23 protein-coding genes are annotated in these 21,974 nt (G+C 40.9%); 15 read left to right on the top strand and 8 right to left on the bottom strand.

The genetic code is table 11. From position 1 onward, the window contains the following. Positions 1-18: 18 nt before the first annotated feature. Positions 19-1,362: an NADP-specific glutamate dehydrogenase gene (gdhA, locus tag MED217_RS00460; RefSeq protein ID WP_009778489.1), complete on the bottom strand. Its 1,344-nt coding sequence runs from the start codon at positions 1,360-1,362 to the stop codon at positions 19-21. 208 nt (positions 1,363-1,570) lie between these two features. Between gdhA and MED217_RS00455 the strand changes: the two genes are divergently transcribed. After that, complete coding sequence (locus MED217_RS00455) at positions 1,571-2,380, top strand: THC0290_0291 family protein (RefSeq protein WP_009778488.1); 810 nt, start codon at positions 1,571-1,573, stop codon at positions 2,378-2,380. Between the two features lie 10 nt (positions 2,381-2,390). Here MED217_RS00455 and MED217_RS00450 read toward each other — a convergent pair whose 3' ends face one another. After that, the gene (locus tag MED217_RS00450; protein WP_009778487.1) at positions 2,391-3,533 is read right to left on the bottom strand and encodes a cystathionine gamma-synthase; all 1,143 of its coding nucleotides are present in this window, start codon (positions 3,531-3,533) and stop codon (positions 2,391-2,393) included. Between the two features lie 106 nt (positions 3,534-3,639). Between MED217_RS00450 and MED217_RS00445 the strand changes: the two genes are divergently transcribed. After that, positions 3,640-4,401, top strand: a complete 762-nt coding sequence (locus MED217_RS00445; protein ID WP_009778486.1) for a DUF3298 and DUF4163 domain-containing protein — start codon at positions 3,640-3,642, stop codon at positions 4,399-4,401. Here MED217_RS00445 and MED217_RS00440 read toward each other — a convergent pair. Further along, the gene (locus MED217_RS00440) at positions 4,385-4,861 is read right to left on the bottom strand and encodes a DinB family protein (protein ID WP_009778485.1); all 477 of its coding nucleotides are present in this window, start codon (positions 4,859-4,861) and stop codon (positions 4,385-4,387) included. The genes MED217_RS00445 and MED217_RS00440 overlap by 17 nt on opposite strands. A 195-nt stretch (positions 4,862-5,056) precedes the next feature. On the opposite strand from MED217_RS00440, the gene MED217_RS00435 reads away from it, so the two are divergent. Together MED217_RS00435 and MED217_RS00430 are read left to right on the top strand one after the other, a co-directional pair. Next, the gene (locus tag MED217_RS00435) at positions 5,057-5,413 is read left to right on the top strand and encodes an arsenate reductase family protein (RefSeq protein WP_040532450.1); all 357 of its coding nucleotides are present in this window, start codon (positions 5,057-5,059) and stop codon (positions 5,411-5,413) included. A gap of 6 nt (positions 5,414-5,419) precedes the next feature. Continuing rightward, complete coding sequence (locus MED217_RS00430) at positions 5,420-6,361, top strand: DMT family transporter (protein ID WP_009778483.1); 942 nt, start codon at positions 5,420-5,422, stop codon at positions 6,359-6,361. Here the strand turns inward: MED217_RS00430 and MED217_RS00425 are convergent. After that, positions 6,358-6,834 carry an acyl-CoA thioesterase gene (locus tag MED217_RS00425; RefSeq protein WP_009778482.1) on the bottom strand — a complete coding sequence of 159 codons (477 nt, stop codon included), beginning with the start codon at positions 6,832-6,834 and terminating at the stop codon, positions 6,358-6,360. The genes MED217_RS00430 and MED217_RS00425 overlap by 4 nt on opposite strands. A gap of 246 nt (positions 6,835-7,080) precedes the next feature. On the opposite strand from MED217_RS00425, the gene MED217_RS00420 reads away from it, so the two are divergent. From MED217_RS00420 to MED217_RS00400, 5 genes are all read left to right on the top strand, one after another. Beyond that, positions 7,081-8,103 (top strand): bestrophin family protein, encoded by a 1,023-nt coding sequence (locus tag MED217_RS00420; RefSeq protein WP_009778481.1) that lies wholly within the window; start codon positions 7,081-7,083, stop codon positions 8,101-8,103. Then, complete coding sequence (locus MED217_RS00415; protein ID WP_009778480.1) at positions 8,103-9,071, top strand: YheT family hydrolase; 969 nt, start codon at positions 8,103-8,105, stop codon at positions 9,069-9,071. The genes MED217_RS00420 and MED217_RS00415 overlap by 1 nt, the downstream gene beginning before the upstream one ends. A gap of 69 nt (positions 9,072-9,140) precedes the next feature. Next, positions 9,141-9,656, top strand: a complete 516-nt coding sequence (locus tag MED217_RS00410) for a plastocyanin/azurin family copper-binding protein (protein ID WP_009778479.1) — start codon at positions 9,141-9,143, stop codon at positions 9,654-9,656. A gap of 181 nt (positions 9,657-9,837) precedes the next feature. After that, positions 9,838-11,424, top strand: a complete 1,587-nt coding sequence (treF, locus tag MED217_RS00405; RefSeq protein WP_009778478.1) for an alpha,alpha-trehalase TreF — start codon at positions 9,838-9,840, stop codon at positions 11,422-11,424. Positions 11,425-11,468: 44 nt separating this feature from the next. After that, complete coding sequence (locus MED217_RS00400) at positions 11,469-11,936, top strand: ASCH domain-containing protein (RefSeq protein WP_009778477.1); 468 nt, start codon at positions 11,469-11,471, stop codon at positions 11,934-11,936. Between the two features lies 1 nt (position 11,937). Here the strand turns inward: MED217_RS00400 and MED217_RS00395 are convergent, their stop codons facing one another. Genes MED217_RS00395 through MED217_RS00385 form a run of 3 tightly spaced genes read right to left on the bottom strand, consistent with a single transcriptional unit; the run spans position 11,938 to position 15,190 of the window. Continuing rightward, the gene (locus tag MED217_RS00395) at positions 11,938-12,864 is read right to left on the bottom strand and encodes a hydroxypyruvate isomerase family protein (RefSeq protein ID WP_009778476.1); all 927 of its coding nucleotides are present in this window, start codon (positions 12,862-12,864) and stop codon (positions 11,938-11,940) included. Next, the gene (locus tag MED217_RS00390) at positions 12,864-13,502 is read right to left on the bottom strand and encodes a gluconate 2-dehydrogenase subunit 3 family protein (protein WP_009778475.1); all 639 of its coding nucleotides are present in this window, start codon (positions 13,500-13,502) and stop codon (positions 12,864-12,866) included. The genes MED217_RS00395 and MED217_RS00390 overlap by 1 nt, the downstream gene beginning before the upstream one ends. A gap of 2 nt (positions 13,503-13,504) precedes the next feature. Further along, positions 13,505-15,190: a GMC oxidoreductase gene (locus MED217_RS00385; protein WP_009778474.1), complete on the bottom strand. Its 1,686-nt coding sequence runs from the start codon at positions 15,188-15,190 to the stop codon at positions 13,505-13,507. Positions 15,191-15,381: 191 nt separating this feature from the next. Here MED217_RS00385 and MED217_RS00380 point away from each other — a divergent pair, with 191 nt between their 5' ends. Genes MED217_RS00380 through MED217_RS00355 form a run of 6 tightly spaced genes read left to right on the top strand, consistent with a single transcriptional unit; the run spans position 15,382 to position 21,426 of the window. Further along, positions 15,382-16,359: a sugar phosphate isomerase/epimerase family protein gene (locus MED217_RS00380; protein WP_009778473.1), complete on the top strand. Its 978-nt coding sequence runs from the start codon at positions 15,382-15,384 to the stop codon at positions 16,357-16,359. A gap of 8 nt (positions 16,360-16,367) precedes the next feature. Then, positions 16,368-17,600 (top strand): nucleoside permease, encoded by a 1,233-nt coding sequence (locus MED217_RS00375; RefSeq protein ID WP_009778472.1) that lies wholly within the window; start codon positions 16,368-16,370, stop codon positions 17,598-17,600. A 1-nt stretch (position 17,601) separates the two neighbouring features. Beyond that, a complete protein-coding gene (locus MED217_RS00370) occupies positions 17,602-18,753 on the top strand; it encodes a Gfo/Idh/MocA family protein (RefSeq protein WP_009778471.1) in 1,152 nt (383 codons plus the stop codon). Between the two features lie 57 nt (positions 18,754-18,810). Continuing rightward, positions 18,811-19,863, top strand: a complete 1,053-nt coding sequence (locus tag MED217_RS00365) for a sugar phosphate isomerase/epimerase family protein (protein WP_009778470.1) — start codon at positions 18,811-18,813, stop codon at positions 19,861-19,863. A gap of 10 nt (positions 19,864-19,873) precedes the next feature. After that, positions 19,874-20,620 carry a DUF1080 domain-containing protein gene (locus tag MED217_RS00360; RefSeq protein WP_009778469.1) on the top strand — a complete coding sequence of 249 codons (747 nt, stop codon included), beginning with the start codon at positions 19,874-19,876 and terminating at the stop codon, positions 20,618-20,620. 2 nt (positions 20,621-20,622) lie between these two features. After that, positions 20,623-21,426, top strand: coding sequence for a 3-keto-disaccharide hydrolase (locus MED217_RS00355; RefSeq protein ID WP_009778468.1), 804 nt, complete (start codon positions 20,623-20,625; stop codon positions 21,424-21,426). A gap of 55 nt (positions 21,427-21,481) precedes the next feature. Here the strand turns inward: MED217_RS00355 and MED217_RS00350 are convergent, their stop codons facing one another. Continuing rightward, complete coding sequence (locus MED217_RS00350; protein ID WP_009778467.1) at positions 21,482-21,898, bottom strand: hypothetical protein; 417 nt, start codon at positions 21,896-21,898, stop codon at positions 21,482-21,484. Between the last annotated feature and the right edge of the window lie 76 nt (positions 21,899-21,974).

Below are 21,974 nucleotides of genomic sequence, written 5' to 3'. Positions count from 1 at the left end.
TTTATGAAATCTAAAGTTTTATACGATTCCCTGAGCAAGCATAGCATCTGCAACCTTAACAAAACCAGCGATATTCGCTCCTTTTACATAGTCTACAAACCCGTCTTCCTGCTTACCATACTCCACACACGCATTGTGTATATCGTACATAATCTCGTGAAGCTTTTTATCTACTTGCTCTGCAGACCAGTTGTAGCGCATACTGTTTTGAGACATCTCAAGACCAGAAGTCGCTACTCCTCCTGCATTAGAAGCTTTACCCGGAGAGAATAAAATCTTATTTTCTAAGAATACAGAAACTGCATCTGGCGTACACGGCATATTTGCCCCTTCACCTACTGCCATTACACCATTCTTTACCAGCAATTGAGCATCCTCCTGATCTAATTCATTTTGAGTAGCACAAGGCAATGCGATATCACATTTGATTCCCCAAGGTGCTTTTCCTTCGTGAAATTCTGCTTCAGGATATTTATCCAGATATTCTTTAATACGACCGCGACGCTCATTCTTAATTTCCATAATATAAGCGAGTTTCTCTTTTCCTATACCGGCCTCATCATAAATAAAACCATCAGAATCAGAAAGCGTCACTACCTTTGCATCAAGCTGTGTTGCTTTTTCTGCCGCATACTGAGCAACGTTACCAGAGCCAGAGATAACTACAGTTTTTCCTGCCAGTTTCTCGCCGATGTTATTCAACATATATTTCGTGAAATACACGTTACCATAACCCGTCGCTTCGGGACGAATTTTAGAACCGCCATAAGACAACCCTTTTCCGGTAAGAATACCCGTAAATTCATTTTTGATGCGCTTATACTGCCCAAACATATAACCAATCTCACGACCACCAACTCCAATGTCACCTGCAGGCACATCAGTATTAGGGCCAATATGACGGTACAATTCGGTCATAAAGCTTTGGCAAAAACGCATAACTTCGGCATCGCTTTTTCCGCGAGGGTTAAAATCAGAACCTCCTTTACCACCACCCATAGGTAATGAAGTAAGGCTGTTTTTAAACACCTGCTCAAAACCTAAGAATTTTAGGATACTCAGGTTTACCGAAGGGTGAAAGCGAAGTCCACCTTTATAAGGTCCTATCGCAGAATTAAATTCTATGCGATACCCTTTATTTATTTGCGTTTCTCCTTTATCATCTACCCACGGTACTCTGAACAAAATAGCGCGTTCTGGCTCAACCATACGCTCTAGTAATTTTTTGCCTTGGTATTTTGGGTTATTTTCTATAAAAGGAATAACAGTTTCTGCCACCTCCTGCACTGCCTGAATAAACTCTGGCTCGTTAGGATTAGCTTTCTCAACAGAATCAACAAAATTTTTAATGCTATCTGTCATTATAATGTTTTTTTGAATTTATAATTTTAAATGCTCTAAGGCGGTGCAAATATATGATATTGATAAAAATTAGTATCTAAATTTTAGAAATTCTTAATATACATACCTCATTTTTATTATATCTATTATATAATTTACAACAGAAATACAATCTTAGGTTAAAACTGCATTTTTACTATCTTTGTTGCATCTTAAGTCCCCAAACCTAATGAATACCAAAATTTTAGTTGCGGTATTAATACTCTTTCTGGCAATACCTTCAGCAGCCAGATCACAGTTCGCTTTTTCTAATGAAATTGGTGTGATTGCTGGTCCCCTACTTTTTCAATCCGATTTTGGACTTAGAAATAATTATGACACCAATATAAATAACCAAGGTCTCGGGATAGGCCTTGTTCATTATTTCAACTTCGCGTATCGTGCAGACTGTAACTGTTATACGAGAGACCGCTATTTTAACGATCATTTCAAACTGCGTTCTGAAGCAGATCTCCACTACACAAATTTAACTCACGAAGGATATGAGTCTCAAAAAGATTCTCCAGAAGGTCAAGATTTAAGAGACCATAAAGGAAGCTCTCTTGTTTTTGAATTGGGAATGCAACTTGAATATTTCCCGTTGAGTATTAGAGATTTTCAAGCAGGAGCCTTTAAAATTGCACCATATATAAGTTTGGGAGCACATTTTGTCTCTTTTAAACCTGAGTATTCTTCGGTGCAGGATGTACCGGGCGCATCACCCGAAGACATCTACTTTGACCGGTTTTTGATAGGAGATGGTGGTGAACTAGGCGGAATAAGCGATGCTGCAGGAACAACGTGGGCATTAACCGGAAGTGTAGGCATTAGATATAAACTAACGATACTTAGCGATATCAACCTAGAATTGAAATATCATAAATACCACTCCAACTGGGTAGATGGTCTAAATCCTGATCCTGAATTTTACCCACCTAACAAATACGACGATTCTATCGTATGGCTAACAATAGGTTATATCTATTACCTGAATTTTTAAACGCGCTCGCTTAAGCCAAAGCCTGCTCTAAATCTGCTAAAAGATCGTCTGCATCTTCGATACCAACACTTAAACGTATTAAAGAATCTTTGATTCCTGTTTTTTGACGCTCTTCTTTGGGTATGCTTGCATGTGTCATACTCGCAGGATGCCCCGCTAAGCTTTCTACACCTCCCAGACTTTCGGCAAGAGTAAATACCTTTAATTTTTCTACCACCTCAACAGCACCTTCAAGGCTGTCTTTTTTTGTCGTAAACGAAACCATTCCGCCGAAGTCTTTCATTTGCTTCTTGGCAATCTCGTGATTGGGATGTTCTTCAAAACCGGGCCAATACACCTCATCAACTTTTGGGTGCTCTTTTAAGAACTGCGCAACAGCTTTACCGTTTTCACAGTGTCGCTGCATACGCACGTGCAAGGTTTTGATTCCGCGTAACGCAAGAAAGCTATCCTGAGGTCCACAAACAGCACCGCTTGCATTTTGAATAAAATATAATTTATCGGCCAGTTCTTTATCTTTCACGATCAAGCCACCCATAACCAAATCGCTATGTCCACCCAAGTATTTGGTGACGCTGTGCATCACAAGATCAGCGCCCAAATCTAAAGGCTGTTGCAAATAGGGCGTTGCAAACGTATTATCTACAGCCAATAAAATCTTATGCTTTGTGGCTACTTGAGCTACCGCTTCAATATCAATAATATTCATCATTGGGTTGGTAGGCGTTTCAACCCAGATCATTTTGGTTTTCTCGTTAATTGCAGCTTCAATTGCCGAAGTGTCCTGCATACTCACAAAATGAAACTTCAATCCAAAATCTTCAAAAATCTTGGTAAATAATCGGTACGACCCGCCGTAAAGATCATTAGTTGAAATGATCTCATCTCCCGGTTTAAACAATTTTAAAACCGCATCAATAGCTGCCAAACCAGAGCCAAAAGCCAAACCAAACTGACCATTCTCTAAACTGGCCAAAGCATCTTCAAGTGCTTTACGCGTTGGATTTCCACTGCGTGAATATTCAAAGCCTTTGTGCCCTCCCGGCGTTGATTGCGCGTAGGTAGACGTCTGATAGATAGGCGGCATCACGCTTCCGTATGCAGGATCTGTATTGTGTTGACCGCCGTGAATGGTTTTGGTATTGAATTTCATTTTCTTAATCTTTCATTAAATCTATAAGTAAATGTAGCAAGCCAAAGACCTTTTCCCAAAATTGCGTGTACCTTTATTCTTTGTTTAACACGAAACCCAAATTGTTTTGAAAAATATCGCTTTAATACTGGTCACACTTCTTTTTATTACCAGTTGTCAAAAAAGAGCAGCTCCTTTGGTTTTTGAATCAAAAAGCATTCAGACCGATGGATTAGAACTTTGTAAGGAAGGTATTTGTCCAATTATTGATATTGAAAAAGTCACGGCTTCAGGTAATAAAAACTTTGCCGACACGATAAACGCAGCCATAAACCAAGTGCTGATAAACAACTTGGTGATCGATCCCGACGAAGAATCTGAGGTTGAAACTTTTGATCAGGCACTAGCACATTTTGTTTCAAGCTATCGCATTTATAAAAGTGACTTTCCAGATGCCGGAGCCGAATATGAAATTAACAGCGCATCTCAAGTGAGCTACGACGGCGCACAGCTTTTAAGCATCAAATTTGAGAACTACACCTATTGGGGTGGTGCGCACGGCTACGGAAGCACTACCTATCTTAATTTTGATAAAGATGCTCAGACCCAGCTTAGCAACAAAGAATTGTTTAAGGATTATGAAGGTTTTTTAAAGCTTGCTGAAACAAAATTCAGAAACCAAAAAAAGCTAAGTGCTGATGGAAACATCAACAGCACTGGCTTTTTATTTGAGAATGATGTATTTGCTTTGCCTAATGTAATCGGGTTCACCGCAAATGAAATGGTATTGGTCTACAACCCGTATGAGATCGCCTCTTACGTAGATGGGCAAACCATTTTAAAATTTAAATTCAGTGAAGTGCAAGAATATCTTAAACTAAGCCTATAGCGTGACGCAACGCAAGTACAGAACCTAAATGAATTCCCTCGTGAAAATTATTGTAGGCAATTGCTTCATCAACGTTAGTTAAGGTACTATCCATTGAAGTTGTAATGCTGTTGTAGGTTTTGAATTTTCCGGCTTTGTAGTCTTCTTCAGTCTGATCGAGCGTGCTAAAAAGCAATGCTTTGATCTCATCAACTTCGGCTTGAGTAGCATCTGCTTCGGGCTTGGTTCCTTTTCGATATTTATTGATGAGCTCATCAGAAACCAGAGCAGGCACTTCTGAAAATTTGTAAACTAAAATCTGTTGGGTCGCCACCAAATGTGCGATATTCCAAAAAATATTGTTGTTGTATCCTTCAGGGATTTTGTTTAGATCTTCTAACGAAATGGTTTCAAGATAATTCTTGAGGATCACACGTGTTTTATAGGTGATTTTTAAGGTGTAAGCTACTGAAGCGTCCATGGTATACTTTTAGTCAATCACTTCGAGTTAAGTCTCGAAGCATTTATTAGAAATTTATTGTTATCGTTCGAGGCAAGCCTCAATGTTTTTAACCTCGATTATCGAGTCAAAAATACCTTTTTAAACCGAAAAGCGATTACTTTGCACAAGCAAACTAGCTCAGGTATTACCTATTAATTTTTAAATCTTTTTGTTTTGAGAAAAATATATTACCTCTCTACCTGCGATACGTGTAAGCGTATTATGGATGAAATCGAATTACCTTCTTCATTTTTAAAACAGGATGTAAAATCTGATCCTGTGACCGAAGAACAACTTGAAGAATTGTACAATCTAAGCGAAAGCTACGAAGCACTTTTTAACAAGCGTGCCAGACTCTATCGTGAGCGTGGCTTGAACAATGAGGATTTGAGTGAAGACGATTTTGCAGAACTGATTTTAGAACATTACACGTTTTTAAAGCGTCCGGTGATCGTAAACAACGACAAGATCTTTATTGGCAACAGCAAAAAAACCGTTGCTGCCGCCAAGGAGGCGATTCACGCTCACTAGACTTTGATGAGTAAACTACCTCAGGGCAAGCCTCAAAATATTAAACCCTTAGGCGGTGCCAATAAACGCGTGCTCGCACTTGCAGCTGCCACTGGCGCCAGTACCATTTATGGCATAAATCACACATTGGCAAAAGGTGTGATGCCAACATACATCGGCGCTTACGGATTTATTTTGCTGCGCGTTTTGGGAGCTTCACTACTTTTCTGGCTGCTTAGTATTTTTACAAAGTCAGAAAAAATTGATCGTGCCGATTATTGGCGGTTTTTAGGCTGTGCCGTTTTTGGAATGTTTGTAAACATGCTTTCCTTCTTTAAAGGGTTAAGCCTGTCTACACCTATCAACAGTTCGGTGATTATTACGTTGAGTCCGGTGATCTTGCTTATTCTCTCCGCATTATTTTTGAAAGAGCGCATCGGGTTTATTAAGATTCTTGGGATTCTAATCGGTATGCTGGGAGCGCTGGTTTTGGTACTTTTTGGCGCAGCAGAACAACCTAATGCACCCAATATTCCGTTAGGAAATGTGTTGTTTTTTGTAAATGGTGCAACCTATGCAGTGTATTTAATTTTAGTAAAACCCATCAGTAATAAATACAGCACCATCACGCTGATGAAGTGGCTTTTTCTCTTAGGTGTGTTCTTGAATTTACCCTTTACGTTTACTGAATTCACTTCGGTAGACTGGCTCCATTTACCGCCACACGCCGTTTGGGTTATGGTTTTTGTCGTGGTGGGCACCACCTTCTCAACCTACTTGCTCAACTTGTATGCGCTCAAAACGCTGAAGGCTTCAACCATTGGCGCGTTTATTTATTTGCAACCGGTTATTGCCATTCTATTTGCAGTTCTGGTAGGAGCAGATCATTTGAGTTGGGTTCGCGCAGGTGCCGCAGCACTTATTTTTCTGGGAGTCTATTTATCTACTCGAACAAAGAAAACCGCCTAGACTAAATCTTTTGGTTTTTTACCGAATTTACGTGTATCCTCCTTAGTAAGCACTTTAAAATCATCGGTTTTACTTAGCGAAGAAAGGTTTTCAAAAAGCACTTCTGGCAAGCCTATAAGTTTGCGTTCTTTAAGATCGATCCACGCGCCCATCATCTCACAACTTGCAAAATTTCGGCCTTTATGATCATAAAAATTATGAATGAATTCAAAATACATCCCGTCTTCAGAAAGCCCTTTTAATTGAAGCGTCACCTTTACCGGCTTCCCGGCAAACACTTCTTTAAAATAATACATATGCTCATAAAACACCACCGGGCCAATATTATGCTTGGCCATCTCTTGCTGCCCAAAACCGTTTTCCATCAAAAAAGCCATACGCGTATGACTCATAAAATTGATGTATGCGCTATTTGCCAAATGCCTGTTGGCATCAATATCACTCCAGCGTATCTCAAATTCTTTGGTGTACATAATTTTAAAAATAATCTACCTCAAGGCAAGCTTGTCTACCGACAAAGACAGGCCCGTGAGGCACTAGTTGGAAACAATTTTTCAATTTTGAGGCAAGCCTTAGAGTATAAAACCCTTTAACCGCGCCAATAAATTTTGAGCAAAGATACCTAAAAGCCTTATGCGTGCATAATATTTTAAATTTCCCTTAATACTTCAAGCTGTTCTACAGTTTACATTTATCTTTAAATTCTAAACATCTATGCTATGCTCATTAAAAGGAATATAAGTTGGAAACTCATCCTGCGTTACACGTGGCGTAATCTGGTGTTCTTTCTCGTGTATTCACTTATTATTTTCTATGCGTACCATGATTTAGGTTTTGAAGATATAGACATTCCTTTTGAGCCGCTCACCGTAATTGGTATTGCAGTATCTTTTTATCTCGGTTTTAAAAACAGCCAGAGTTACGACCGCTTCTGGGAGGGCAGAAAAATTTGGGGAATGATCGTAAACTGGAGTCGTACGTGGGGCATTAGAACCTTAAGCCTCATTCAACTTGATGATCCTATAGCAGATAAAGAACTTAAACGCGAACTTCTGTATCGTCATATTGCATGGCTTAACGCATTACGCGTGCAACTGCGTCAGCCTAGATCGTGGACGCTGCAAGAAGGCAAACTGGTTGAACGTTTATTTGATCGCCATAACGAGCGCAATATTGAAAGTAACCAAGCCTACCAATTTGTAGGGCACGATGAATATGAAGCGATCAAACTAAGAGCAAATCCTGCAACGCATTTGATCAAAAACCAGGGCATCATCGTACAAAGACTTAGAAAAGAAGGGGTGATTGATGGTTTTCAGGAAATGCAACTGCAAGAGGCTTTGGGTAAATTCTATGATTTTCAAGGCATGTGCGAACGCATAAAAAACACCCCGTTTCCCAGACAATACGGTTATTTCTCTAAAGTATTTACCTGGATTTTTGTGCTGTTGCTTCCGCTGGGGCTGCTCAATATTTTTGAAAATCACGTGACCGATACCGTGCATCCTTCGCAACAAATTTCAACTATGTTTTTGCAAATGATTCCATTTACCATACTCATCATGTGGATTTTCACCACGATGGAATATGTAGGAGACAATAGTGAAGATCCTTTTGAAGGAAAAGCAAACGATGTGCCTATGACAGCGTTATGTAGAACCATCGAAATTGATCTTCGCGACATGCTTGATGAAGAAGATTTACCTAACCCCATAAAACCTAAAGGAGAAATTTTATACTAGTGCCGCTTATCCCATCTACATATAAACCAAAAAGGCCGTTTACTAACGGACACCTCAACACCATATATGCAGCAAAAATCAGGAAAGTAAAAGGGCTCTCCTATCACCGCGAACGTATTGATTTAAGCGATGGCGACTTCTTAGATATCGACTTTAGCTTTGCTCAAAGTAAATCTAATTCTACTATCGCCATTATTGTTCACGGTTTAGAAGGTCACGCAAAGCGACCGTATATGCAAGGGACAGCAAGCTTGCTTAATAAACAAGGGTTTGACTGCGCCTCGATCAATTTGCGTGGTTGCAGCGGGGAAGACAATGCAAAAATTCGTTCATATCACTCGGGAGCTTCAGAAGATTTGAGTGATGTGGTCAACTATATTCTTTCAAAAAACAAATACAAAAACCTGTTTTTATGCGGTTTTAGCCTTGGCGGAAATCTTATTTTGAAATATTTGGGCGAAACGCGTAGTCGTCCCAACAACATCGTAGCTGCTGTGGCAGTTTCTACTCCGGTAGATTTATACGACTCTCTTGGTGCGTTGGAGCAACGCAAAAATTGGGTCTATCGCTGGTCCTTTTTAAAAGACCTCCGCAAAAAATATCACGCCAAACTGAAGGTTTTTCCAAAAGAACTCAGCAAAGAAAATTATCGCAAGATCAAATCCTTAATGCTTTTTGATGAGCTCTACACCGCACCGGCAAACGGTTTTAAAAATGCACTTGACTATTATACAAAAAGCAGCAGCAGGCAATTTCTACCCAACATCAAGATTCCTACACTTATTATCAATGCTTTAGACGATTCTTTTCTTAACGAAAAATGCTACCCTAAAGAAGAGGCAGCACAAAGCAAAAACCTCTTTTTAGAAATGCCGGCATTTGGCGGACACGTAGGATTTATTGAAAATCAAGCGCATACTTATTGCGAACAACGCACCCTGCAATTCTTTCAAGATTATTTAGACTAAAAAGCGCCATATTACTGTTGCAGTGCGGGTAGAACTTGTGTATATTAGCATTTATCTAAACAATTTCTAATGAAAACTTTAAAATTCACACTTCTTTTTGCGCTTTCGTTAATTTTAGTAAACTGCGGAGACGATAAAAAGAAAGAAGAAAAAGAGTCGGTAAAGATTGGTGCCAACAACACTTCTTCTACCACAAAAAAAGCTGACGAGAATGTTACCGAGGTGGTACTTCTTGCAACAGACATGATGCAATTTGATAAAAAGGAAATTCGTGTTGCTGCCGGTAAAAAAGTCAAACTCACCCTACGTCATACGGGTAAACAACCGGTCGAAGTTATGGGGCACAACTTTGTGCTTTTAACGCAAGGAACTGAGATTCCTGCATTTGGAGCAAAAGCTTCTGCAGCAAGAGATAACGGCTATATCCCAGAAGATACAGATGCGGTTATCGTACACACAAAAATGCTAGGTGGCGGCCAGTCAGACACGATCGAGTTTGAAGCTCCAGAGCCTGGGACTTACGATTTCATCTGTAGTTTTCCTGGTCATTACAGTGTAATGAAAGGGAAGTTTATTGTAGAGTAAGCTACCTTTGGTCAAGCTCATGGGGCATTGCTTGGAAACGAATTTTCAATTTCGAGGCAAGCCTCAGAGTATTAAACCCTTTGGCGGTGCCAATAAACGCAGTTACTTCAGTACAACCTAACGCCCAAAAGTTATTCTCTGTGATTACTTTTTGGGCGTTTTGTTTTTAAAAGCACACATTATGATAAAGTCTTACTTCAATTTTTTTGCACTTCTATTGATACTTTTTGTCTCCTCCTGTAAAAACGAGCAAACCGCAGACACTGCGACATTTCCCAATAAAAACCTCAACCCCATAGACCGCTATGGCGAGTTGCTTGTAGCGGTGCAAACCAATCATGTTTTCCCCGACGGAAAAACCTTTGTAGACTGTGAACCAAAAATGCCTTCAGAAGAAATTCTCGAAGCCTACAAAATGCAAAAAGATCAGCCCGATTTTGATCTCAAAGCCTTTGTTTTAGAACATTTCGCATTACCCGAAACGCCCACCTCAAATTTTGAAGCAGACACTTCACGCACCACCGCAGCCCATATTAATGCGCTTTGGCCCTATCTTAAACGTGATGCAGATGCTGTTGAAAATGGGTCGCGAATCGCTTTGCCCAACGCATATATCGTTCCCGGAGGACGCTTTCAGGAAGTGTATTACTGGGACAGCTATTTTATTCTTTTAGGACTGAAAGAAGCCGGAGAAATAGAATTGATTGAAAATATCTTAGATAATTTTGCCTACCAAATTGACACTATTGGCTTTATTCCTAACGGAAATCGCACCTATTATTTAGGCCGATCTCAACCACCATTTTTTGCTGAAATGGTAAACCTTCTTGCCGGTATTAAAGATGATAAAAGCGTTTATCTGAAATACCACGATGCACTTGAAAAAGAATATGCTTTTTGGATGCAAGGCGCTGAAGGTTTGAAGGAATCCAATGCTCACGCACGCGTTGTAAAAATGCCTGACGGTCATCTCTTAAACCGCTATTATAGCAATACGCAAACACCACGGGCAGAGAGCTATCTGGAAGACATAACCACCGCAGAAGAATCTGGCAGAAATCCCGAAGAACTGTATTTGAACATCTCGGCAGCTTGTGAGAGTGGATGGGATTTTAGTAGCAGATGGTTTGCCGATCCTAATAAGATGACCACGATTCAAACCACCGAGATCATTCCCATAGATCTAAATGCATTGATGTATAACTTAGAGCAAACGCTTGCAAACGCCCGTAGATTTGCTGAAGATATGGAAGGGGCAAGAGCGCTTGAAGCTGCGGCTACTACTCGTAAAGACGCAATCGACGCTTGGTTGTGGGATGATTCAAAAGCTACGTATGTAGATTACAATCTAAAAACAGAAGCTGCATCGCCAACGCTTTCTCTTGCGATGGTGTACCCGCTTTATTTTAAAGTCGCCTCTCCGCAACAAGCCGAGGATGTTTCTAAAACTTTAGCATCTCAGTTTTTAAAACCGGGAGGCCTTGTGACTTCTTTGGTAAACAACAAACAGCAATGGGACAGCCCCAACGGCTGGCCTCCTCACCAGTGGCTTGCGGTACGCGGTTTACAAACCTACGGCATTAATGATCTTGCTAGTGACATAAGTGAACGCTGGCTACACCTTAATGAAAGCGTTTACAAACGCACCGGCAAAATGCTAGAAAAATATAATGTGATAGATACCACCCTCGTCGCCGGAGGTGGGGAATATCCTACTCAAGATGGCTTCGGGTGGACTAACGGAGTCTATCTTGACTTGAAGAAATAATCTGAAAGGCTTCCGTTTCCGGAAGCCTTTTATCTTTAGAATTTATGGGAAAGATTCAATCTTCAATTAAACAGCTTTGGAATGCATTTATAAATGACCATCCAGAGTATCGCGACAAGAATATTCCGCCTTCCTTTTACTTCTGCGACAATGAAAAGGATGCAAATACTTGTGCCCATTTAGTATTGAAAAGAATCAAACAAGCCACGGCTACTTCGCTGTGGTGGTTTGAAACCCATAAGGAATCTCTTCCTGAAATAAATGATCTCAACATTGTTACCGATTGGGACGGAAACGCAGTTGCGGTAATTAAAACCACACAAATCGACCTGGTTCTTTTTAATCAAGTAACCTTAGAATTTGCCAAGATTGAAGGGGAAGGTGATGGTTCTCTAGCCTATTGGAAAAAAGTTCACCGAGCGTTTTACACTCGGGAAATGCAAAATTCACCCGACTCATTTGATGAGGAAATGCTTATTGTATGTGAACAGTTTATAACGCTCTATCCTTGATCTAAAGGAAATCGTCGCAACTCACATAAGCATCAATCACAGCCTGTTCTCCTTTTGCTCCGGGCATCGAGTTACCATGTTCCATTCCTAAAACGCCTTTATAGCCTTTTTGATAAATGTGTTTGAAGATGTTCTTATAATTGATCTCTCCTGTTGTAGGCTCTTTTCTTCCCGGGTTGTCTCCCATCTGAAAATAGCCGATTTCCTCCCAACACGCATCAATATTAGGAATCAAGTTTCCTTCCTGAATTTGCTGATGATACACATCAAATAAGATTTTACAAGCCGGGCTATCCACTGCTTTGCAAATTTGATACGCCTGCGGACTTTCCTTTAGAAATAAACCGGGATGATTAAAAAAGTTAAGCGGTTCTAGAACCATGGTTAGTCCGTGTGGTTCTAACAAAGCTGAAGCTTGCTTTAAACTTTCAACCACGTGTGCGGTTTGATAATTGATATCCTGGGTCATATCAACATAACCCGGCACTACGGTCATCCATTTGGCATTTACGCGCTTAGCCACTTCAATAGAGGCTTTGATATCGGCTAAAAACTCCTCTCTTAGATCCTGCTTTCCGCTGGTGAGGTTTGGAGCGGTCCAGTAAATCTTGTGCGCCACAAACACGCCCATGTGCATGTTATGCTTTTGCAACGCAGCACCTATTTTATTTTGCAATTCAACAGGCCTATTGCGCATATCATTATCTTCAAATGCAGTAAAGCCTTGCTCAGCCATAAAATCAAGCTGGGCGATAGGATCTTCACCTGCAAGATGTTTGAACATCCCCAGATGCGGCGCATAGTTTAAATTGAATTGGTGCTTAGGCAAAGTTGCGAGCCTATTTTGCATCGCAAATAGTTCGGCCCCGCCTAAAGCCAAAAAGGAACCACTTAGGGCTCCTTTTTGTATAAAACTTCTTCTTTTCATTAGAGTGACATCGTTTTTCCGCCACCGGCTTCTTCCGTAGAGATACATCCCAAATACGCCCCTGGGATCGGATCGTACCAAAGTACGTTTTCACCAACGGCCTCAGAGTTCTTCCAAGCCCAAATACCTAGGTCTCGTACCGCATTGAGATACGCATAAGAACCTGCGTGTGCATCAAAATCAGCTTCAGGCGCTTCGGGATCCTGTGTTTCTGAAATACGCTTTAAATATGCATTGCGTGTTTCTTCATCTGCACCAAGATACTTGGCTACAGCTTTCTCAAAATCTTTGGCTTCACCATCTTCAAGCTCTTTATCAAAATTCTCCTTAAAGCTCAATGCAAAGGCATTTGCACCGGCTTTAAATTCTTCGCGCTGTTTGTCACCGGCAACTTCGTCCATATAGCTGTCAATAAACTGCGCAATATTCAATTCTGAAGCACCGGGCGTATCGGTTTTTGGTAAAATAACATCGAGAACTTGCGTTAAGGCATATCCATTAGATGCATTCATAAATACCGGTTGCCAGTCGCTTTTGGGATCGCTTTTACAACTCTGTAAAATATTAAATACTGCCGGAGCCGCTATCACATAACCAGCACCCAGACCTAAATTTTTTAATACCTGTCTCCTTTTCATAATTAAGCGAATTTTCCGTTTTTAAATTGTTCTGCTGCGTGGTTTGCAGCGCGTGCAGTAAAAGCCATATACGTTAACGATGGATTTACACAACTTGCAGAAGTCATAAATGAACCATCTGTCACATATACGTTAGGTACGGTGTGTACTTGGTTATTTCCGTTAAGCACAGAGGTTTTAGGATCGCGTCCCATACGTGCAGTTCCCATCTCGTGGATTCCTAGACCGGGAGCTCCCGGGCTATCATAGGTTTGTACATCTTTAAAGCCAGCATTGGTAAGCATTTCTGCTGCCTGCTGCTTCATATCCTTACGCATCTCCCATTCGTTCTCTTTCCACTCAGCATCAAACGTAATGGTAGGTAATCCCCACTGGTCTAATTTATCATAGTCAAGCGTCATCTTATTCTCGTGATACGGAAGACACTCTCCAAAGGCATTGATTCCTATCGTCCAGCCTCCTGGTTCAGAAATTGCTTTCTTAAGATCTTCTCCGTATTTCATTTCTGAAATCGCTTCGGTCCAATCACCACGGCTTGCTCCACCTTGGTAACCATAACCACGCTTAAAGTTTTTCTGGTCAGAATCACCTCCTACGTTTCTAAAACGTGGAATATACAATCCATTTGCACGACGCCCTTTGTAATATTGATCTTCAAAACCGTCAAATTTTCCTGAAGCACCTACATTAAAGTGGTGATCCATAATATTGTGACCTAGTTCGCCACTGTCATTTCCTAAACCATTAGGGAAACGATCTGACTTAGATTGCATCAAGATAGAAGCTGAAGCAATCGCAGAAGCACATAAGAAAATCACTTTTGCGTTAAACGTCATTTCTTCTTTAGTCTCTGTATCGATCACTTTTACTCCGGTAGCCAATTTTGTATTGTCATCATAGATCACTTCACTTACGATACTAAAAGGTCTCAGGGTCATATTCCCGGTACGTTCAGCGGCAGGCAAAGTTGATGAGTTTGAGCTAAAATATGCCCCAAACGGACACCCACGCATACAACGGTTTCTGTATTGACATGCAGAACGACCTTCAAAAGTCTTTTCTGTACTGGTAATATGCGCTGTACGTCCTATCGTAAGCAAACGATCTTTATAATTTTGCGCCATGTTTTTCTTAAGGTGCTCTTCAACACAGTTAAGCTCCATTGGCGGGCCAAAGTGACCATCAGGAAGTTGTGGTAAACCTAAGTTTTCTCCACTCACTCCAATATATTCTTCAACCTTGTCATACCAAGGCGAGATGTCTTTATAACGTACTGGCCAGTCAACAGCGATACCTTCTTTCTTGTTTGCTTCAAAATCAATATCACTCAAACGATAACTCTGACGGCCCCACATAATTGAGCGACCTCCTACGTGATACCCACGCATCCAGTCAAAACGTTTGGTTTCATTATAAGGATGTTCTAAGTCATTTACAAAGAAATGGCTATGTGCCTTATTTGTAGTATATCCGGTACGCGCCTGTTTAAATTGTTTGGCTTCCTCCTCTTTGGTAGGTTGTCCCTTAAATTTAAAGTCCCACGGGTCCATATTCATGGTAGGGTAATCTTCGATATGTTTTACCATACGACCACGTTCAAGAACAAGGGTTTTAAGCCCGTTCTCACATAATTCTTTGGCAGCCCAGCCACCACTAATTCCTGTACCCACCACAATGGCGTCGTACATGTCTTCAGGTTTAATACTACTCACTTTTAATTCAGTTTTTAATAAAATAATCTAGCCTATGCTATCAAATATATAAATTTTAAGTTATTTTTTAGATAAACCAAAAAAAGTATAATTTAGAGAACTTATATATTTATTGGGGGGCAAGCTAAATTTACAAGCCTTCCAAAACAACCTAAATTGCTTATTCAATGAACGTTAAACTCGCATTGGCAGCTATTTTTTCAGTAGCTGTCTTATCGTGTAAAAGCGAAAAAAAAACTGAAAAAAATTCTAATGAAAGCGTTGTAGTAGCCCAAAAACAGCCGTTTTTTAAAATTTCACTTGCACAATGGTCACTCAACGAGGCGATACGAAGCGGCGAAATGAACCCTCTTGATTTTGCTGAAAAAGCTCATGAAATGGGTTTTGAAGGTGTAGAATATGTAAGTCAACTATACACTCCAATGATGGAAACTTACGATAATGATACCATCGCTCTCGATTCTATCCTTCCAAAAATGAAAGCCAAAAGCACCCAGTTTGATGTGCAAAATGTACTTATAATGGTAGACGGAGAAGGAAACTTAGCTGCCGAAAGCGAATCGGAACGCAATCAAGCCGTAGAAGACCATAAAAAATGGGTTGATGCTGCAAAATATCTAGGCTGTCATGCCATTCGTGTAAATCTTATTGGCGCTGCTGATCGTGACGTATGGAAAACCAGCGCGATCGATGGTTTAAAAAAGTTAGCCGAATATGGCGCTACTCAAGACATTGAAGTCGTAGTTGAAAATCACGGAGGTTATTCTTCTGACGCAGCACTGGTGATGGAAGTCATCAATGCTATCGATATGGAAAATTGCGGTACACTCCCTGATTTTGGAAACTTCTGCCTTGAACGTGAAAACGGTCAAATGTGGGGCGCTCCTTGTGTTAAAGAATATGACAAGTATAAAGGTATAGAAGAAATGATGCCTAAAGCGCTTGCTGTAAGTGCAAAAACCTATGATTTTAATGATGCCGGTCAAGAAACCTCAATGGATTTTCAAAGAATTCTTCAAACCGTGAAAGATGCAGGCTACACCGGTTTTATAGGCGTAGAATATGAAGGCGAAAATCACACTCCAGAAGAAGGAATCCTATTAACCAAAGAATTATTGCTAAGCACAGCTCAAAAACTTAATTAATCTTTTTTATGAAATCACTTATTCGCGTACAACTATCTGTAATGATGTTCCTAGAATTTTTTATCTGGGGAGGCTGGTTTGTTACATTAGGGACCTTTATGGGACAAAACCTTAATGCTACTGCCGGTGAAATAGGAGCTGCATTCTCAACTCAATCTTGGGGAGCGATCATCGCTCCATTCATAATCGGTTTAATTGCAGACCGCTATTTTAATGCAGAGCGTATTCTCGCTGTCTTACATCTTATAGGAGCTTTCTTGATGTATCAAATGGCTTATTCTGAAGATTTTACAGAATTTTATCCTTATGTATTGGGTTATATGATCGCCTTTATGCCAACACTGGCTCTAGTTAATTCGGTATCATTTAGACAACTTAAAGACCCTGCAAAAGAGTTTTCATTCATTCGCGTATTTGGTACGATAGGGTGGATTATCGCCGGATTGGTTATTAGCTATGTTTTCTTCTGGGACACTACCGAAGCCTTAGCTGCAGGTGCTCTAAAAAACACTTTTTTAATGACCGCAATAGCTTCAGCAGTATTGGGTATTTTTAGTTTTACCTTACCTAAAACACCTCCTGTGGTTGCCAAAGGTGAGAAAGTAGGTTTACGCGATATATTAGGCTTAGATGCCTTATCACTTTTAAAAGACCGAAACTTTCTCGTTTTCTTCGCGTCTTCGATCATGATCTGTATTCCTCTAGCATTTTACTACCAGAATTTGAGTCCGTTTTTGACTGAAATCGGTATGGAAGGCTCCACTGCAAAAGCAGCTATCGGTCAGGTTTCAGAAGTATTATTTATGCTTTTGCTTCCGCTTTTCTTTAAAAAATTCGGCGTAAAATACACGCTACTATTAGGTATGGCTGCCTGGGCTGTACGCTATTTATTATTTGCATACGGTAATGCAGACGAACTCGTTTTTATGCTCTTTATAGGGATTGCCCTTCACGGTGTTTGTTATGATTTCTTCTTCGTTTCGGGACAAATATATACCGATAGTAAAGCAGGCGAAAAATTTAAAAGTTCAGCGCAAGGCTTAATTACATTAGCCACCTACGGCGTGGGAATGCTTATAGGGTTTTTTGTAGCAGGTAAAGTGACTGACAGTAACCTCATTAGTGAAGGTGTTCACGACTGGAACGGAATCTGGACGTTTCCGGTCCTATTTGCGGTAGCAGTTATGGTTCTTTTTGCTATATTCTTTAAGAACGAAAAAGTTGAAGAAAAACATTTATAAAATGAAAAAATTAAAAATGGGAATGGTCGGTGGCGGCCAAGGCTCTTTTATAGGTGATGTACACAGACGTGCGTCACGCATAGACGGAATGATTGACTTGGTTTGTGGTGCTTTTAGCAGCAACCCTGAACGCAGTTTAAAGTCTGCCGAAGCTTTAGGCGTTGCTCCTGAGCGCGCTTATAAAAGCTTTGAAGATATGATTAAAAAGGAAGCCGAACTTCCTGAGGATGAGCGTATGGATTTTGTTTCGATCGTAACGCCAAATCATATGCACTTTCCACCGGCAAAAATGGCCTTAGAATATGGCTTTCACGTGATTTGCGATAAACCGGTTACCCTAAGCCTTGAAGAAGCTTTTGATCTTCAGAAAGTAGTAAAAGAAAGCGGTAAAGTATTTGCACTTACGCACAACTACACCGGTTATCCTATGGTAAAGCAAGCGCGTTTGATGATTCAAAACGGAGAGCTTGGCGATATTAGAAAGGTGGTGGTGCAGTACCTACAAGGCTGGATGTCGACCGCGGTGGAAGAAACCGAACATAAAGGGGCTTCTTGGCGTGTAGACCCTAGTAAATCAGGTATAGGCGGTGCGCTTGGCGACATTGGTACCCACGCAGAAAATTTAACCGAATACATCACCGGAAAGAAAATCGTAGAACTCGCGGCAGATCTTACCAGTTTTGGTGCCGGTCGCGTGCTGGATGATGATGGTAATATTCTTTTGCGTCTTGAAGACAATGCAAAAGGAACCTTGAGCATTTCGCAAATCGCAACAGGAGAAGAAAACAACCTGGCTATTCGCGTTTATGGAACCAAAGGAAGCATCGCATGGGGACAGGAAAACCCTAACGAACTTACGGCATACTGGCTTGATAAACCAAAACAGATCTATACACCTGGCGGAAACGGCACGTATGAAGATTCTACAAAATACACCCGTGTTCCTTCGGGGCATCCTGAGGGTTATCTAGAAGGTTTTGCGACCATTTACCGAAGCTTCGCAAAAGAAGTACAGTCGGTTAAAGACGGGGCAGCATTTAGCGAGCGACCCGATTTCCCAACTATTGATGACGGGTTAAGAGGAATGCAATTTATCTATGCCGCAGTGGCGTCAAACGACAACAATTCGGCTTGGGTAAGTCTAAAAGAATAATCTTAAAAAAAGCGTCTCTTAGGAGGCGCTTGATTTTTACAATATAAATCTACTACTATGAAAACCATTAAAGGCCCCGCTGTCTTTCTTGCGCAATTTATGGATGATAAAGAACCTTTCAATTCGCTTGATGGGTTATGTAAATGGGCAAGCGATCTAGGCTACAAGGGCATTCAAATACCCACTTGGGAAAGCCGCTTGATCGATTTGAAAAAAGCTGCAGAAAGCAAGACCTATTGCGATGAATTAAAAGGAAAAGTGCAAAGTTACGGCCTCGAGATCACCGAACTGTGTACGCATCTTCAAGGGCAACTAGTTGCCGTGCATCCTGCTTATGATGAGATGTTTGACAATTTTGCACCGGATGGGTATAAGAACAATCCTAAAAAACGTCAGGCGTGGGCGGTTGATCAATTGATGAGCGCTGCTAAGGCAAGTAGAAATTTAGGAATAGACGTGCACGGTACGTTTAGCGGTGCCTTGCTTTGGCACACTTTTCACCCGTGGCCACAACGCCCACCGGGATTGGTAGAAATGGGTTTTAAAGAATTGGCAAACCGCTGGCTTCCTATTCTAAACGCTTTTGATGAGCAAGGAGTAGATGTGTGTTATGAAGTGCACCCGGGAGAAGATATTCACGATGGAGTGACTTTTGAACGTTTTCTAGAAGCTACAGGTAATCATAAACGCGTAAATATTCTTTACGATCCAAGTCATTTTGTGCTTCAGCAATTGGACTATCTTCAGTATATCGATTTTTATCACGAGCACATCAAGATGTTCCACGTTAAAGATTCAGAATTTAATGCAACCGGTAAAAAAGGTGCTTTTGGCGGTTATGGTGATTGGAGAGATCGTGCAGGCCGCTATCGCTCACTGGGAGATGGGCAGATCGATTTTAAAACCATTTTCACCAAACTCACCGAATACAATTGTGATGTTTGGGCCGTGATGGAATGGGAATGCTGCATCAAGTCTCCGGAGCAAGGAGCTCGTGAAGGCGCGCCTTTTATCGCCAGCCATATCATTGAAGCCACAGAAAAAGCATTTGATGATTTTGCAGGAGCACAAACCGACGAAGCTAAATTGAAACGAATTTTAGGACTGTAAACCACAAACAATGAAACAATTAATAGTATCGGTAGCCTTTGCAATGGCCCTTTTCACTTCTTGTAAAGAGAAAGCTGAAGAAGCAAATACCGAAGAGGTAGCTGTAGCTACCACCGAAACAACCCAGCCAGAAGATAATGAATGGGAAGTGCTTTTTGACGGAACCAATATTGACAAATGGCACGCTTACAACGGCGGTGATCCAACCCAATGGGAAATCGTAGACGACGTACTCGTCTTTACCCCTGCTGAAAACAGAAATGGATCTGAAAATCTGGTTACAAACGAAGCATACACCAGCTTTGTTTTAAAAATGGATTGGATGATTTCTGAAGGTGGCAACAGTGGGATAATGTGGGCGGTAGAAGAAGATCCTAAATACCACGAGCCTTATGCAACAGGTCCCGAAATTCAGATTCTGGATGATGAGCGTCATCCGGATACAAATGCCGGACCTAGTCACAGATCGGGTGCTTTGTATGATATGATTGGTGCACCAGAAGGGGTTGTTAATCCCGCAGGAGAATGGAACAGCTATGAGATCACTATCGATTATAATACCAATCAAGGCATTATCGTATTGAATGGTGAAGAAGTGGTGACCTTTCCTGTTAAAGGAGAAGCGTGGGAAGATTTAGTATCTAACTCAAAGTTTGCCAGCTGGGAAGCTTTTGCGAAGACAGATACCGGTCTTATCGCATTGCAAGATCACGGACATCAAGTTTCTTTCAAAAACATAAAAATTAAAAAACTCTAACCATGAATAAAAAAATAATAGTTCCGCTTATCGCAGCCGGCTTGCTCTTTTCTTGTGATACTTCAGAGAAAAAAAGTGAAGAAATCAGTGCTCCTGCTCAAGATACAACTACCGTAGAAGAAGAAGCTCCTATCACAGACCCAGAAGCCACAGAGGTCTGGGAACCAGAACCTGAAGTGGTTTCTTTTGATGAAAACAATGTGCCGTCTGACGCAGTCGTACTTTTTAATGGAGAAAATCTAGATGCTTGGGAAAGCACTAAAGAAGATGTAGTAAATGCGCCTTGGCAGATCAATAAAGACGGTTCTATGACCGTTGTGGGCGGCACAGGAGATATTCAGACTAAAGAAAGTTTTGGCGATATGCAATTGCACGTAGAATGGCAAGCGCCTCAAGTTGTAGAAGGTGAAGGACAAGGCCGTGGAAATAGCGGAATCTTTCTGCAAGGTTTATACGAAATTCAAGTACTTAACAGTTATGAGAATCGCACCTACTCAAACGGTCAGGCAACTGCAATTTATAAGCAAAGCATTCCGCTTGCTAATGCAACTAAGCCAACTGAAGAGTGGCAAACTTATGATATCATTTACCATCAGCCGGAATTTGACGCCGACGGAAACAAAACCAAAGCCGCTACAGTAACCGTTTTACACAACGGTGTTCTTGTACAAGATCACACAGAAATTAAAGGTACTACCGAATATATAGGTAAACCAAAAAATCCTGCACACGGTGAAGGCCCGATCAAGCTTCAAGATCACGGCAACCCTGTGAGCTTTAGAAATATTTGGGTGCGCAAGCTGTAATCCTAAATACCATTTAAACTAAAAAACCCTCGTAAGCATTTACGAGGGTTTTATTTTATTCAGTTTCTGCAAGCAATAAAAGCCTACCGACCAGTGGTGCCAATTGTGCCGGCGGACTACCACGATCAAACTTGGCGCTTCTGCTATAGCTGTCACTCATTAGTACAAAAGTAACCGGTACTGCAGCATCGTAAGCTGCAGCATCAGATGTGTTTTCTGTATCTCCACTAGTTGTAGCAACGTAAGCTTGAGCCAGCCTGTTGAGTTCATTAACCTGAGCTGATGTCAAGGTTTTAGTGATTTTATCACTTCCATCGCGTGTATTTTCAACCATCAGTTGATCTCCTTCAACATGAATGTGATAATAAATTCCGCGAGAAGAGGCTTCATAGTCTATACTCGTATACGCCAATTGTTCTTCACAACCTTTGGCTGCAAAAACCAGCATAAGCATTCCTAACAGATAATTCATACGTGTTTTTTTAGATACTTAAAATACAAAAAAGGCGCCCTAGAGAGAGAGCGCCTTTATCATTCCTTTAGCTTTT

It is taken from the genome of Leeuwenhoekiella blandensis MED217, from assembly GCF_000152985.1.
GTDB classification, from domain to species: Bacteria; Bacteroidota; Bacteroidia; order Flavobacteriales; family Flavobacteriaceae; genus Leeuwenhoekiella; species Leeuwenhoekiella blandensis.
This window is presented reverse-complemented; position numbering and strand designations above follow the sequence as displayed.

What these genes read in the sequence shown, in the direction of transcription:
- gdhA (WP_009778489.1), bottom strand. Translation starts at nt 1,362, where the DNA reads ATGACAGATAGCATTAAAAATTTTGTTGATTCTGTTGAGAAAGCTAAT.
- MED217_RS00455 (WP_009778488.1), top strand. Translation starts at nt 1,571, where the DNA reads ATGAATACCAAAATTTTAGTTGCGGTATTAATACTCTTTCTGGCAATA.
- MED217_RS00450 (WP_009778487.1), bottom strand. Translation starts at nt 3,533, where the DNA reads ATGAAATTCAATACCAAAACCATTCACGGCGGTCAACACAATACAGAT.
- MED217_RS00440 (WP_009778485.1), bottom strand. Translation starts at nt 4,861, where the DNA reads ATGGACGCTTCAGTAGCTTACACCTTAAAAATCACCTATAAAACACGT.
- MED217_RS00430 (WP_009778483.1), top strand. Translation starts at nt 5,420, where the DNA reads ATGAGTAAACTACCTCAGGGCAAGCCTCAAAATATTAAACCCTTAGGC.
- MED217_RS00425 (WP_009778482.1), bottom strand. Translation starts at nt 6,834, where the DNA reads ATGTACACCAAAGAATTTGAGATACGCTGGAGTGATATTGATGCCAAC.
- MED217_RS00420 (WP_009778481.1), top strand. Translation starts at nt 7,081, where the DNA reads ATGCTCATTAAAAGGAATATAAGTTGGAAACTCATCCTGCGTTACACG.
- MED217_RS00410 (WP_009778479.1), top strand. Translation starts at nt 9,141, where the DNA reads ATGAAAACTTTAAAATTCACACTTCTTTTTGCGCTTTCGTTAATTTTA.
- treF (WP_009778478.1), top strand. Translation starts at nt 9,838, where the DNA reads ATGATAAAGTCTTACTTCAATTTTTTTGCACTTCTATTGATACTTTTT.
- MED217_RS00400 (WP_009778477.1), top strand. Translation starts at nt 11,469, where the DNA reads ATGGGAAAGATTCAATCTTCAATTAAACAGCTTTGGAATGCATTTATA.
- MED217_RS00395 (WP_009778476.1), bottom strand. Translation starts at nt 12,864, where the DNA reads ATGAAAAGAAGAAGTTTTATACAAAAAGGAGCCCTAAGTGGTTCCTTT.
- MED217_RS00390 (WP_009778475.1), bottom strand. Translation starts at nt 13,502, where the DNA reads ATGAAAAGGAGACAGGTATTAAAAAATTTAGGTCTGGGTGCTGGTTAT.
- MED217_RS00385 (WP_009778474.1), bottom strand. Translation starts at nt 15,190, where the DNA reads ATGTACGACGCCATTGTGGTGGGTACAGGAATTAGTGGTGGCTGGGCT.
- MED217_RS00380 (WP_009778473.1), top strand. Translation starts at nt 15,382, where the DNA reads ATGAACGTTAAACTCGCATTGGCAGCTATTTTTTCAGTAGCTGTCTTA.
- MED217_RS00375 (WP_009778472.1), top strand. Translation starts at nt 16,368, where the DNA reads ATGAAATCACTTATTCGCGTACAACTATCTGTAATGATGTTCCTAGAA.
- MED217_RS00370 (WP_009778471.1), top strand. Translation starts at nt 17,602, where the DNA reads ATGAAAAAATTAAAAATGGGAATGGTCGGTGGCGGCCAAGGCTCTTTT.
- MED217_RS00365 (WP_009778470.1), top strand. Translation starts at nt 18,811, where the DNA reads ATGAAAACCATTAAAGGCCCCGCTGTCTTTCTTGCGCAATTTATGGAT.
- MED217_RS00360 (WP_009778469.1), top strand. Translation starts at nt 19,874, where the DNA reads ATGAAACAATTAATAGTATCGGTAGCCTTTGCAATGGCCCTTTTCACT.
- MED217_RS00355 (WP_009778468.1), top strand. Translation starts at nt 20,623, where the DNA reads ATGAATAAAAAAATAATAGTTCCGCTTATCGCAGCCGGCTTGCTCTTT.
- MED217_RS00350 (WP_009778467.1), bottom strand. Translation starts at nt 21,898, where the DNA reads ATGAATTATCTGTTAGGAATGCTTATGCTGGTTTTTGCAGCCAAAGGT.